The following is a 12445-nucleotide window of genomic DNA, read 5'->3' as shown; positions in this document are numbered from 1 at the left end:
TGCTCACTTCGTCGGCTTGATGACGCGCTCGAGACGTCCCTGGAGGTCGTCGGCCGTGGCCTGGGCGTCGGACTCGCCGAGCCAGAAGGAGGCCATCGCGTCCTCGATCGCCTTCTGCATCTCGTTCCACTCGGGGATGAACTTCGGGGTGAAGATCATGTCGGCGGAGTCAGGGAACGCCTGGAGGTCGACGTCGGCCTCGAGCCATTCGGGGTCCAGGAAGGTGTCGCTCTCCTGGAGCTCGAGGTTCGCGGGGACGTCCTGGCCCTTGTCCGCGATCGGTGCCTGCCCCTCGGCGGAGGTCAGGAACTGGATGATCTCGAAGGAGCCCTGGGGGTTCTTCGCGGCCGTGGGGATGACCAGCGCGGAGCCGAAGGCGCTCACGGCCTGCTGCGCGCCGTGGAAGAACGGCGCGATGTCCCAGTTGAGGCCCTCGATGGCGGCGTTTCCGCCCACGCCCCAGAACCCGGTCGCGTTCATCGCGACGAGACCCTGCTGGAACGCGCCGTCGGCGCCCATGTCGGGGCCCATGTTCGAGTAGTCCACGGAGGTCGGGGCGACCTTGTGGGTGAAGTAGAGGTCGTAGGCGAACTGCAGCGCCTCGACGGCCTCCGGCGAATTCACACCCGGTGCACCGGTCTCGGGGTCCAGGACGTTCCCGCCGTTCTGAGCGACGAGGGAGAACCACTGGGGCCACCAGCCCACCCCGCCGAAGCCGAACTGGCCCTTGGCGGGATCGGTGAGCTTCTTCGCGGCGTCGAGGAACGCGTCCCAGTCCCAGTCCGCGCTGGGGTAGTCCACTCCGGCCTCATCGAAGAGGTCCTTGTTGTAGTAGAGGACCATCGCCCCTGACCGGTCCGGCACGCCATAGGTCGCGCCGTCCCAGGCGTAGTTCGCGCCGACGGGACCGAAGGTGCTCTCGAGATCGAGCCCGCCCTGGCTCAGGTAGTCGTCGATCGGGACGAGCTGCTTCTTGGAGGCGTAGACGTTCACGTTCTCCGCGACCTGCATGATGTCCGGCCCGGTCTTCGACGAGATCATCGTCTGGACCTTCTGCTCGTAGTTCTCCGAGGGGATGAGCTGGAGCGTGATCGTGTAGTCGGGGAACTTCTCCTTGGCCAGGTCGATGCGCGCCTGGTAGGCGGCCTTGTCCGCCTCGCCGCCCCAGACGGTCATGACGAAATCCTTGTGGCTCTCGTCGGACTTCGGGGTCGCGCCGGATTCGCTTCCGGACCCGCAAGCGGCCAGGCCGAGCGCTGCGCCGGCGGCACCCATGCCGGCGAGGAGTCCACGACGGGGGAACGGGGAGGAGGTGAGGCTCATCATCGCGCCTTTCATCTGGTCACGGCTTCAGCCCTGCTCGACATCACTGATCGGAGAGGTGGCGGGCTCCGCTGCCCGCCGTTCGTGACCCACTTACCGTAACCCTTGCGATAAGAGGTGTCGAGATCTGCCCCGGACACGGAACGGTCACGGTGCGCCGCCGCGACCCTCCTGTCGCGGCCGAGGCCTGGTCGCGCGGCCCCGTGCTGGGCTAGCGTTTTCCCACCTGGCCCCGCTCCCCTGCGCCGCGGCCCGGATGCACAGCACCGTCGCTCATCCACCCGGAGGCCCCATGTTCACCCGTCGTCAGACGCTCGCCCTGCTCGTCGCCGCCGGCGCCGTGCCCGCCCTCGCCGCCTGCGGCCCCAACGCCTCCCGCGGCGGCTCCGGGGAGGACGGCGCAGGAGGCGCCGTGCGCATCTACTGGTGGGGCGGCGACCTCCGCCTGGGCCTCACGCAGGACGCCCTCGCCCTCTTCGAGAAGGCCCACGCGGACATCCCCGTCGAGCAGGAGTACAGCGAGTGGACGGGCTACTGGGACAAGCTCGCCACCCAGACCTCCGGCGGCGACTCCCCGGACCTGCTGCAGATGGACGAGGCCTACATCGACTCCTACGGCACCCGCGGGGCGCTGCTGGACCTCGAGACGATCTCCGACGTCCTGGACCTCTCCGCGATGGACGCCAAGATCCTGGACACGGGCCGCCTCGCGGACGGCACCCTCGTCGGCGCCCCGCTCGGCATCGGCATCTTCTCCGTGGGCGTGAACGAGGACCTCCTGAAGGAGTCCGGCGTCGAGCTGCCCGAGGACACCGCCTGGACCTGGGAGCAGTTCCAGGAGGCGGCCACCGAGATCAGCACCTGGGGGAAGGACCAGGGGATCGTAGGCCTGGACGGCTTCGGCCAGGGTGCCGCGGAGCTCGCCGCCTGGGCGCGGCAGGCCGGCCAGCAGCTCTTCCCGCGCGAGGACGAGACCCTCGTGGACGTCGCCACGATCCAGAAGTACCTCGAGTTCAGCGCCTCCCTCATCGAGTCCGGCGCCACCCCCGGCCCGGACGCCCAGATAGAGGACGCGGGCGCCGGCGTGGAGCAGGGACGCTTCGGCACAGGGAAGTCCGTCTTCCACTTCCAGTTCCACACCCAGCTGCAGACCTTCGCGAGCGCCGCGGGCGCGACGATGACCCTGCGGCGGCTGCCCGCGATCACGAGCGGCGACCACCAGATGGTCAACAAGGCCTCGATGTACTGGTCGATCGCCGCGAAGTCCGCGGTCGCGCAGAACGCGGGCACCCTCATGAGCTTCCTGCTCACCGACCCCGAGGCCGCGAAGGTGCTGAAGATCGAGCGCGGCGTGACCGCCTTCCCCGAGGTGCAGACGGCGATCGAGGGCGAGCTCGACGAGGTCGAGACGACCTGCCTCGACTTCGCCCGCGACATGCAGGCCGAGGTCGCCCCGGCGCCGCTCGTCACCCCCGCGGAGGGCGTCGGCTTCGGCGACGAGCTCACGCGCATCGCCCAGGACGTCTACTTCGGCAAGAAGGAGGCGGCGGCCGCCGCGCAGGAGATCCTCACGGCGCTCGAGGGCATGCAGCCGGCGACCTGAGCCTGACAGTCCGGGGCACGCTGCGGCAAACCACGGCAACTGTGAGCGGCGTCACCGGGCACGGGCTTTCCTGACGGGACCCTGCGGCCGACGCCCTGACGAGCGACGGCCACCCCCTCGGCCCGGTGCCGGAGGCGCGTCCCCGCGCCCCCACGCGCACACAGCACCGGCCGGGGAGGGCGGGCCCGGTCGCGACGAGGCGACCGGGGACCGTCGAGAGGACAACGATGCCCGTCTCCCGCCGTACCCTCCTCACCGCCTCCGGGGCGATCGCCGCGGGCGCCGCGACGCTCACCGCCGCCGCCTGCGGCTCCGGGGGCGAGATGGACCCCGAGGAGCCCGTGGACCTCGACGTCCCCGACTCCGCGCTGACCGGCTCCATCGGCCTGCTCACCCCGGACTTCGTCGGCGACGCCCGCGCCCCGCTCGACGAGGAGATCATCGCCCCGTTCACCGAGCGCACCGGCGTCTCCGTCTCCGTGGACCAGGTGGACTGGAACAAGCTCAACGAGAAGATCTCCACCGGCATCGCCGGCGGGATCATCGCCGACGTCATCATGACCGGCGTCGGCTGGACCCAGCCCTTCGCGGAGAAGGGCATCTTCGCGGAGATCCCCGCGGACTTCATCGAGAGCCTCGGCTTCGACGAGAGCGTCCTGGTCTCCACCCGCTTCGAGGGGAAGTACTACTCCCTCCCCCAGGCCCTGGACCTGCGGTTCCTGGGCACCCACCCGGACCTGCTCGCCGCCCGCGGCATCACCGAAGGACCTGCCTCCCTCGACGAGCTCGCCGCGATGGCGCTCGAGCTCACCGGCGACGGCGTGGTGGGCCTCGACTACCTCTCCGGCAGCGCCGGCAGCGCCCGCCAGGCCTTCGTGTTCCTGCTCTACGCGTTCGGCGGCCGCATGTTCAGCGAGGACGGTCTCACCCCGATGCTCCACGAGGAGCCCGGGCGCCTCGCCCTGCAGTGGATGCTCGACCGGATCTCCGAGGGCTCCATCGACTACGACCTCCAGGCCGCGGAGGGCCAGCCCTCCCCCTTCCAGCAGAGGAAGGCCGCCATCTCCCTGGTCTCCACCGGGAACTGGGTGACCTGGACGCAGATGACCCCCGAGCTGTGCGAGGAGGGCGCCGTCGACCTCCACCTCATGCCGTCCGGGGCGGGCGGCGACCCCGTCATGTTCCAGGGCGGCACCTTCCTCTCCCTCTCCAGCCTCTCCAAGAACAAGGACGCCGCAGGAGCCTTCATGAAGCACATGCTCGACCCCGAGATCCTCGGCATCGCGAACGCCGCCACCGGCAAGGTGCCGCCCACACCGGACATCCCGCCGAACGAGCAGATCGAGTCCAGCCTGCTCACGCAGTTCGGCCTGCAGAACCTGCCCTACGCGGGCGCCACGGAGGGCGGCTCCGCGGCGTACATGGAGGTGCGCACGAACCTCGACGGCATCGTCGAGACCTGCCTGACCGGCCGCGCGAGCGTCCAGCAGACCCTCGACGACATGAAAGCGCTGTGCGACGGCGCGATCAGCAGGATCTGAGCCGATGACCACCACCGACCGTCTCCCCGCCGCCGCGCCCGTCGGCCGCACCGCCCCGCGCGGGACCCGCCGCCGCGCCTCCGTCCGCACCGCCGAGCGGCGCTGGGGCCTGCTCCTCGCCGCCCCCGCGACCCTGCACACGCTGCTCTGGATCGGCGTGCCGATCGTCGTCGCGTTCGTCCTCAGCTTCACCGCCTACGACATCATCCACACGCCCGAGTTCGCGGGCCTGGACAACTACGCCACCATCCTCGGCGACGGCCTGTTCTGGCGGTCCGTGCTGCACAACGTGATCATCGCGGCGATCGGCATCCCGGTCTCGATGTTCCTCGCGCTCGTGCTCGCGGTGATGCTCAACCGCGCCGTGCCCGGCCGCGGGATCTTCCGCGTCATGGTGTTCCTGCCCCACATCACCGCGACCGTCGCCGTCGCGATGATCTGGCTGTGGATCTACAACCCCTCGGAGAACGGGCTGCTGAACATCGTCCTCGGCGTCGTGGGGATCGGCCCGCTGCCCTTCCTCACGAACCCGGACCTCGCCCTGGGCTCCGTCATCCTCGTGACGATCTGGCAGGGCATCGGGCTGAAGATGCTCATCTACCTCGCCGCGCTGCAGGGGGTCGACGGCCAGCTCTACGAGGCGGCGGACCTCGACGGCGCGGGCGTCGTCCAGAAGTTCCGCCACGTGACCGTGCCGATGCTGCGCCCGGCGACCTTCTTCATCCTCATCACCTCGCTGATCGGCAACTTCCAGACCTTCGACCTCATCTACATCCTCACCGAGGGCGGCCCCGCGAACTCGACGTCCGTGGTCACCTACCGCATCTACCAGACGGCCTTCCAGGAGTTCCGCGTGGGGCTGGCGAACGCCCAGTCCGTCGTCCTGCTGCTGATCCTGGTGGTCCTCGCATTCCTCTCCCGCCGGATCGTCGGAGGCACCGATGGCGACTGACACCCTCACCCCGCGCACCCCGGCCGCCCCGGCCGCGCGCCCGCCCCGCAGCACGAGCCTGCGGCGCCAGAAGCGCCTCGCCTCCGGCGGTGTGCTCGCCGTGCTGATCATCGCCTCGCTGCTCATGGCGGCGCCGTTCCTGTGGATGGCGCTGTCCTCGATCCGCGACCCCACGGAGCTCGCGAAGGTCCCGATGCCGCTGATCCCGCAGGACCTCCGGCTCGAGAACTACAGCGAGGCGCTCTCCCGGGCCCCGTTCGGCATCTACGCGCGCAACAGCCTCATCCTCGCGACGGCCGCGGCGGTCCTCAACGTCGCCTTCGGCTCGGCGTGCGGCTACGCGCTCGCGAAGATGCGCTTCCCGCTCGCCCCCGCGGTGTTCGGCTGGATGGTCGCGTGCATCATGATCCCGTTCTACGCGACGGTCATCCCGGTGTTCCTCATGGTGCGGCACATGCCGCTGTTCGGCGGAAACACGATCCTCGGTGCGGGCGGCACCGGCTGGATCGACACCTGGTGGGCGCTCATCGTCCCCGGGGCGATCTCCCCGTTCATGGTGTTCCTCTTCCGCCAGTTCTACGTCGCGACCCCCACGGAGCTCATCGAGGCCGCGCGGCTGGACGGCGTGGGCGAGTTCGGGATCTATACCCGGATCGTCACCCCGCTCATCAAGCCCGGGCTGCTCACGGTCGCCCTGCTGAGCTTCGAGGCCGGCTGGAACAACTTCCTGTGGCCGCTGCTCGTGACGACGTCGGACAGCCTCCGCGTCATCCAGGTGGGCATCTCCTCGTTCCGCCAGGAGGCGGCGACGGACTGGCACCTGCTGATGGCGGGGACGACCCTCGCGGCGGTGCCGATGATCATCCTGTTCCTCGTGTTCCAGCGGTACTTCGTCGAGGGCTTCGCGGCCTCGGGGATCAAGTGACCGCGGCCCGGGCGGAGCGCCCCACCGGCATCCTGCGCTTCTTCGTGGTGCCGGGGGCGGTGATCGCCGCGAACACGGCGACGCTGCTGGGCGTGGCCTCCGTGGTGCTCGCCGTGCCCGTGCTCGCGGGCTGCTCGCGGGCGCTCGGGGACCTCGACGCGCACGGCGACGAGGCCTTCCGCTCGGTGCTGCGGCACGCCCGTCGCACGTGGCGGCGGGACCTGCCGGTCACCGTGCTGCTGTGGCTCGTGCTCGCGGCGGTCGCGGGGAACGTCCTCGCGCTGCCGGCGCTCGCCCCGGGCGTGCGCACCTTCACGGTGGGGATGCTCGTGCCGCTGGGCTGGGTGGTGATCGCGTGGCTGAGCGCCTACGTGGTCCTCGCCGCCCGCACCGGCGCGGAGCGCGGCGACCTGGTGCTGGGGGCGACCTCGCGGCTGCTCCGCTCCCCCGGGCGGGCGCTGCTCGCTCCCCTCGCCGTGATCGCCCTGTCACCGCTGTGGCTGCTCGCGCCGCTCACGATCGCGGGCGGCCTCGCCGTCCCGCCGTTCCTGCTGCGGGGCCTGTGGGGCGCGGGTCCCGGCGACGACGCGGGATCCGACGGTGGACCGGCCGACGCACGACCGGCCGACGGCGCCGTCGCCGCGTCCGACGCGGCACCGTCCGACCGCGCCTGATCCCGCGCCGCTCCTCAGGCGGCGGTCGCGGGATCCGCGGCGCGCAGCACGGCGAGGGCGTCGCGACCCTCGGCGGCGATGTCCTGCCAGATGAAGCACTCGATCGAGACGTGACCGCCGTAGCCGCCGTCCCGCAGCGCGGTGAGGAAGCCAGCGAGCGGCCAGTCCCCCTGACCGGGCGGGCGGCGGTCCGTGTCCGCGACGTGCGCATGGCCCACCCGTCCCGCGTGCTCGCGCACCACGGCGAAGGGCTCCTCCTCGAGCATGACGTGGAAGAGGTCCGCGACGACCCGCACCTCGGCCAGGTCGTGCGCGTCGAGGAAGGCCACGGCCTCACCGATCGTGGTGACGAGGTCCGTCTCCCCGCGGTGCAGGGGCTCGAGCAGCACCTCGAGGCCGCGCTCGGCGGCGAGATCCCGGGCGAGGCGCACCGTGGCCGCGAGGCGCTCCTCCCCCGCGGCGCGCTCGACACCCTCGGGCAGGCGGCGTGCGGCGCCGCTGCCCAGCACGATCGTCGCCCCGGGCCGGGCGTGCGGGGCGAGGGCCGCGAGCGCGGTGCGCAGGTGCTCCTCGGTCTCCGCGAGCGGCACCGACGGGTCGGAGATGCGCACCGTCGCGGGGAAGAGGATCGCGAAGGAGGGCGCCGGGGCGAACTCCGGGACCTCCGCGGCGCGGTGCCAGGTGCCGCCGGCCCCCTCCTCGAGCAGGGAGCCGACGATCGTCGCCTCGAGATAGTCGGCGCCCGCCGCGCGGACGGCGGCGGCCTGGGCGGCGGGGGCGATGATGCCGTGCTGGATCGTGGTCATGACGAGGGGTCCTGTCCTGTGCTGTGCGGTCGGATCGTGCGGGGCGGGTCGGTGGGCGGGGTCTGCGGGGTCGACGGGGGTCAGCGGGGTCCGGGCAGCGGGGTGATGCCCTCGACGCGGGCTCCCCAGTCCCCGGGCAGCCCGGGCGCGGGGCCGCCGCCGTCCCAGCCGGCGGCCATGAGCGCGACGGCGATCGCCGTCCCGCCGTTCGCCGGCAGGTAGACGGGCAGGGTGTCCCGCTGGAAGCAGTGGCCGGAGGCGTCGTGGCGGTTCTTCGGGGTGTCCCGGAGCAGGAGGTCCACCGCGGTGTCGGGGAACCCGAGCCGGGTCGCCGTCATCGCGGCGGCTGGGCAGTCCCAGCCCCAGGTCGAGGACCAGTCCCAGCCCTCGAGGACGTCCTCGAGAGCCTCCCGCGCGGCCGCGGCCGGCACCGCGGCGCGCGGCGGGACGAGGCCGTGGGCGAGGAGGTGGGCGGGATGGTCGGAGCGCTCCATCGCCGGTCCGGCGCGGAAGGTGCGCAGCCGGCCGTGCGCGTCGAGCGGGGCATGGACCCGACGGGCGGTCGCTTCCAGCTCCCCCGCGTCCCGGGCGCCGCGGCGGTGGCGCCACTCGTCCGCGATCTCGAGCGCCCAGGCCGTGTAGGCGAGCTCGAAGGCCGGGTCCTCGAGCTCGGCGCGACGCCCCACGTGCCGCTCCTGGGCGCCGACGATCGGCGGGCCGAGGCCGAGTCGGCCGTCGTCCTCCCGCAGCACGTCCCGCAGGAACAGGGCGGACTGCTCGACGATCTCCTGGAGCTCCGGGTCCTGCCCGGCGCGGGGGTCGGTGCGCCGGCACAGCTCGGCGAGATGGATCGGGTGGGGCTGCTGCCACAGGAGGAAGGGGCCGATGTCGCTCGGTGACTCGAGGCCGTCGGGCCCCACCTGCTTGGGCCAGCGGGCGCCGCGGCAGCCCTGCCGTCGGGCCGTCTCCCGCGCTGTCGGCAGCAGGGCGGTGTAGAAGGACAGGCTGCGGCGCAGGGACGGGACGTCGCCCCACACGGGGAAGTGGGCCGCGTGCCACCAGTGCATCTCGAGGTGCATCCGGCCGCGCCACGAGTTCTGCAGGAGGCCCGTCTCCGCCGGGGGCAGCCGGCCCGCGGCGTGCACCCGCTGGAGCTGCCGGGAGAGCACGGTGCGCCGCTCGACCTCGTGGGCGCGCGGATCGTCCGTGCCGGAGAGGTCGATCGTGCCGGTGCTCTCCCAGTGCTCGCGCCAGAACCGGGCGGAGCGCTCCCGGACGGACGCGGGGGTGCGTGAGCCGTCGCCGGCGGGAGCCGCCGCACGGGGGCCGACGGCCACGGGCAGATGAGGGCTCGCGAGCGGCCGCAGCGCGAGCACGACCTCCGCGCGGGGACCGTCCGGGTCCAGGACCACCCGGTGCGGCGCCGTCCGCCGCGGGGTGGCCCCGTGGACGGTGATCTCGTGGACCAGGTCGTCGAGCTCGCGGCGGATCCGCGGGCCCTGCACCGTCGTCGTGTGGCGGTCCGGGCGGTCGAGGTCCTCGGAGGCGTCCCAGCGCTGCGTGCCGTAGCCGAAGCGCAGGGCGAGGGCAAGCGCGGGATGGGAGACCTCGACGGCGAGCGCGTCGACCTCCGGGTCCGCGGCCGTGAGGACCGTGCACTCCTCCCCGTCCACGAGGAACGTCGAGGTGACGACGCCGGTCGTGAGGTCCAGCCGCTGGCGCCGCGGGAGGATCCGCTCCGGCGCGATCGGGGTCCCGGTGGCGCGGTCCACGAGCAGGAGGCCGAACAGGCTCACCTTGTGCGGGTTCGCGCGGAACCATCCGGCGGGGCCCTCCTCCGCCCCGGCCTCGGAGGGGCCCTGGAGGTCCATGTAGGGCACGGGGTCGCGCGGGGAGTCGTAGCGGCGCTCGTGGTCCTCGCGGCGGGCGGCGGGATCCTCCGCGGGGATCGTGTGCCACCCCCATTCGGCGAGCGCCGTCGCGGTCGCCCCGCCGGGGACCGTGCCGAGGGTGTGGGTGCCCGTGCGGTCCAGGCCCACGGCGACGCTCCCGTTGCCGACGCTCAGGATCCCGGCGTCCTCGGGGCCGAGGGTCGGGGAGTGGCGGGCCGCGACGGCGACGCGGTCGATCGCGCGGGGGCCGCTCATGCGGGGGCCGTCCGTGCGGTGGTCGTCCGTGCGGTGGTCGTCCGTGCGGTGGTCGTCCGTGCCGGGGGTGCGGTCATGAGGCCCCGATCGCGGCGGTCGCCTCGTCGAACCAGCCGTCGGCCGCCTCCGCCGCGGAGCGACGGCCGAAGAGCACCTCCTGCTGGTAGCGGGGCGTGATCTCCTCGATCGCCGTGGAGCCCTCGGGGCCGATCCAGGTGGGGGCGAGGGTCATCCCGGCGAGCTGCTCGATGTAGTCGACCTCCGCGCTCGCCGTCGCGGAGAGCTCGCCCGCGATCGCCTCGCGCTGGCTGCTCACGGCGGGCACGCCGCGGTCGGTGAGCACGAGCTTCCCGGCCTCGGGGTCGGTGAGCAGGAAGCCCACCAGGGTGACGGCGAGCTCGGGGTAGGCGCTGCGCGCGGAGACGGTGTACATCTGCGAGGGCTGGAGCCAGGCGCCGGGCCGCTCCGCCTCCCCCGGCAGCGGGACGATCCGCAGCTCCTCGCCCAGCGCATCGGAGAGCGCGGTCAGCGAGCTGGACCAGGTGGCCATGAAGGCGGCCTTCCCGGTGCCCATGAGGGTCTGCTCGGTGCCGGCGTCGGCGAGCTCGACGAGCTGGTCCGCGCCGGGCGCGGCGCCGGACTCGACGAGGGTCGCCGCGAGCTCGAAGAAGCTCTGCACCGTCCCCTTCTCGAGCCCGAGGGCGCCGTCCTCGGTGTAGAGGTTCTGGCCGTGCTGGCGGGCCCAGAGGTCGAGGGAGTCGTGTGTGAGGATCGTCCCCGAGCCGTAGGTGCCGTCCTCGGTCCCCTCGGTCACGGCGCGGCTGACCTCGACGTACTCGTCCCAGGTCCAGGTCGCCGTGTCCGGCATCGCGACGCCGGCGGCCTCGAGCACGGCGGGGTTCACGATCATCGCGGGGGCGTTGATGCCGGTGGGGACGCCCACGACGGCGCCGTCCACCGTGCCCGGGGAGAGGGCGGAGTCGTCGATCACCGCGAGGTCGAGCTGCTCGGTGAACTGCCCGAGGTCCAGGAGCAGCCCGCGCGCCGCGTACTCGGCGGGATAGGCGCCGCCCATGGTGATGACGTCCGGCTCGTCACCGGCGGCGACGGCCGTGCTGAGCCGGTCCCAGTAGGCGGAGATGTCCCCGGGCTCCCCGGAGACGGTGAACTCCGGGTGCGCCTCCTGGAAGAGGGCGAGGACGGCCTCCGTCGTCGCCTGGCGGTCCGCGTTGCCCCACCAGGAGAAGCGGATCTGGTTCATCGTCCCGCTCCGCGTCCCCGCGTTCGGGTTGCAGGCGGCCAGGCCCGCGGCGGCGGCGAGCGCGAGCGGCCCGCCGAGGATCATGCTGCGTCGTGCGAGGGACATCGTCGTCCTCCAGGGGTGGGGGTGGGGAGCTCTCAGAGCTCGCTGATGATCGCAGCGAGGCGGTCCCAGGACCGGGCGGCCTCGGCGAGGCCCACCTTGTTGAGGTGGCCGTGGGTGACGCCGGGGCGCACCGCGTACTCGACCTCGACGCCGGCCTCGGCGAGCTGCTCGGCGTAGCGGCGGGCGCCGAGGCGCAGGTCGTCGAGCTCGTCCGCCTCGAGGTAGGTGCGGGGCAGCACGGCGAGCTGCTCGGCGGTGCCGAGGCCCGGGAAGTCGTGGGCGGTGGCCTGCTCGAGCGGGCCGCCCAGGTAGTTCTCCGCCATGCGGCGCATGCCCGCGGGGGTGAAGCGGAAGCGGTCCGGGACGCCCGCGAGCGCCTCCGCCTCCTCGGCGGTGGCCTCGGGGTTCAGCGGGTGGGTGACCGGGTACATGAGCAGCGACGCGGCGGGCGCCCGGCCGGCCTCGGCGAGGCGCAGGCTCGCGGCGGCCGCGAGGTTCCCGCCGGCGCTCGCCCCGCCGAGGGCGAGCCGGGCGGGGTCGACGCCCAGCTCCTCGGCCTGGGCGCGGGTCCAGTCCACGGCGGCGATGACGTCGTCGCAGGGGATCGGGGCGCGCACCTCGAGCGCGGGATCGGTGCCGGGGATGACCCGGGCGGGGTTCCCGCCGGGCGGCTCGTCGCACAGCCGGTAGTCGACGGAGACGACGACGGCGTCCGCACGGCCGGCGACGCCGCGAGCGGTCGCGTCCCCCTCGGGCATGTCGAGGTCGCCGTGCTGGAAGCTGCCGCCGTGGCAGAACACGAGCACGGGGCGCGGCCCCGCGGCGGGGGCGGCCGGGGTGTAGACGCGCACGGGGACGGGGCCGTGGGGTCCCGGCGCCTCGCGGTCCTCGACGTGCAGGTCCCACGCCTCGGCCGGGCCGTAGGGGGCGTCCCAGGCGGCGTCGTCCTCCGCGGTGAGGGGGCCGCGCGCGGCGGCCTCGGCGAGGACCTGCAGGCGGCGGGCCATGGTGCCGGGGGTGTCACGGCCGACGGCGGTCGCGGAATCGGTGCCGGGCTCGATGCTGTGCTCGGTGCTGGACTCGATGCTGTTCACGGTGCTCCGTATCA

General features: G+C 73.1%; 10 protein-coding genes. 5 read left to right on the top strand and 5 right to left on the bottom strand.

The window, feature by feature from the left end; genetic code table 11:
• Positions 1-3 precede the first annotated feature (3 nt).
• Positions 4-1176 (bottom strand): ABC transporter substrate-binding protein, encoded by a 1173-nt coding sequence (locus NLU66_RS04765; RefSeq protein ID WP_259361799.1) that lies wholly within the window; start codon positions 1174-1176, stop codon positions 4-6.
• 439 nt (positions 1177-1615) lie between these two features.
• Here NLU66_RS04765 and NLU66_RS04760 point away from each other — a divergent pair, with 439 nt between their 5' ends.
• The 5 genes from NLU66_RS04760 to NLU66_RS04740 all read left to right on the top strand — a co-directional run bounded on the left by NLU66_RS04760 (position 1616) and on the right by NLU66_RS04740 (position 7018).
• A complete protein-coding gene (locus tag NLU66_RS04760; RefSeq protein WP_259361798.1) occupies positions 1616-2926 on the top strand; it encodes an ABC transporter substrate-binding protein in 1311 nt (436 codons plus the stop codon).
• Between the two features lie 227 nt (positions 2927-3153).
• Positions 3154-4467, top strand: a complete 1314-nt coding sequence (locus NLU66_RS04755) for an extracellular solute-binding protein (protein WP_259361797.1) — start codon at positions 3154-3156, stop codon at positions 4465-4467.
• 4 nt (positions 4468-4471) lie between these two features.
• On the top strand, positions 4472-5419 hold the full coding sequence (locus NLU66_RS04750; RefSeq protein WP_259361796.1) for a carbohydrate ABC transporter permease: 948 nt from the start codon (positions 4472-4474) through the stop codon (positions 5417-5419).
• Entirely contained in the window at positions 5409-6344 is a 936-nt protein-coding gene (locus NLU66_RS04745; protein WP_259361795.1) for a carbohydrate ABC transporter permease, read from the top strand. Before NLU66_RS04750 ends, NLU66_RS04745 begins: the two co-directional genes overlap by 11 nt.
• The gene (locus NLU66_RS04740) at positions 6341-7018 is read left to right on the top strand and encodes a hypothetical protein (protein WP_259361794.1); all 678 of its coding nucleotides are present in this window, start codon (positions 6341-6343) and stop codon (positions 7016-7018) included. Before NLU66_RS04745 ends, NLU66_RS04740 begins: the two co-directional genes overlap by 4 nt.
• A gap of 14 nt (positions 7019-7032) precedes the next feature.
• Here NLU66_RS04740 and NLU66_RS04735 read toward each other — a convergent pair whose 3' ends face one another.
• The 4 genes from NLU66_RS04735 to NLU66_RS04720 form a co-directional block, all read right to left on the bottom strand.
• On the bottom strand, positions 7033-7824 hold the full coding sequence (locus NLU66_RS04735; RefSeq protein WP_259361793.1) for a sugar phosphate isomerase/epimerase family protein: 792 nt from the start codon (positions 7822-7824) through the stop codon (positions 7033-7035).
• 80 nt (positions 7825-7904) lie between these two features.
• Entirely contained in the window at positions 7905-9971 is a 2067-nt protein-coding gene (locus NLU66_RS04730) for a hypothetical protein (RefSeq protein ID WP_259361792.1), read from the bottom strand.
• Positions 9972-10044: 73 nt separating this feature from the next.
• Positions 10045-11337, bottom strand: a complete 1293-nt coding sequence (locus NLU66_RS04725; protein WP_259361791.1) for an ABC transporter substrate-binding protein — start codon at positions 11335-11337, stop codon at positions 10045-10047.
• Positions 11338-11369: 32 nt separating this feature from the next.
• The gene (locus NLU66_RS04720) at positions 11370-12431 is read right to left on the bottom strand and encodes an alpha/beta hydrolase (RefSeq protein WP_259361790.1); all 1062 of its coding nucleotides are present in this window, start codon (positions 12429-12431) and stop codon (positions 11370-11372) included.
• Positions 12432-12445: the final 14 nt, after the last annotated feature.

Source organism: Brachybacterium sp. NBEC-018, from assembly GCF_024860185.1.
GTDB classification, from domain to species: Bacteria; Actinomycetota; Actinomycetes; order Actinomycetales; family Dermabacteraceae; genus Brachybacterium; species Brachybacterium rhamnosum.
Note: the sequence above shows the minus strand (reverse complement) of the source record. Positions and strands in the feature narration are given on the sequence as shown.

Coding starts and splice junctions, on each gene's coding strand:
- NLU66_RS04765 (WP_259361799.1), bottom strand. CDS start 1,176: ATGACCGTCTGGGGCGGCGAGGCGGACAAGGCCGCCTACCAGGCGCGC.
- NLU66_RS04760 (WP_259361798.1), top strand. CDS start 1,616: ATGTTCACCCGTCGTCAGACGCTCGCCCTGCTCGTCGCCGCCGGCGCC.
- NLU66_RS04755 (WP_259361797.1), top strand. CDS start 3,154: ATGCCCGTCTCCCGCCGTACCCTCCTCACCGCCTCCGGGGCGATCGCC.
- NLU66_RS04750 (WP_259361796.1), top strand. CDS start 4,472: ATGACCACCACCGACCGTCTCCCCGCCGCCGCGCCCGTCGGCCGCACC.
- NLU66_RS04745 (WP_259361795.1), top strand. CDS start 5,409: ATGGCGACTGACACCCTCACCCCGCGCACCCCGGCCGCCCCGGCCGCG.
- NLU66_RS04735 (WP_259361793.1), bottom strand. CDS start 7,824: ATGACCACGATCCAGCACGGCATCATCGCCCCCGCCGCCCAGGCCGCC.
- NLU66_RS04730 (WP_259361792.1), bottom strand. CDS start 9,971: ATGAGCGGCCCCCGCGCGATCGACCGCGTCGCCGTCGCGGCCCGCCAC.
- NLU66_RS04725 (WP_259361791.1), bottom strand. CDS start 11,337: ATGTCCCTCGCACGACGCAGCATGATCCTCGGCGGGCCGCTCGCGCTC.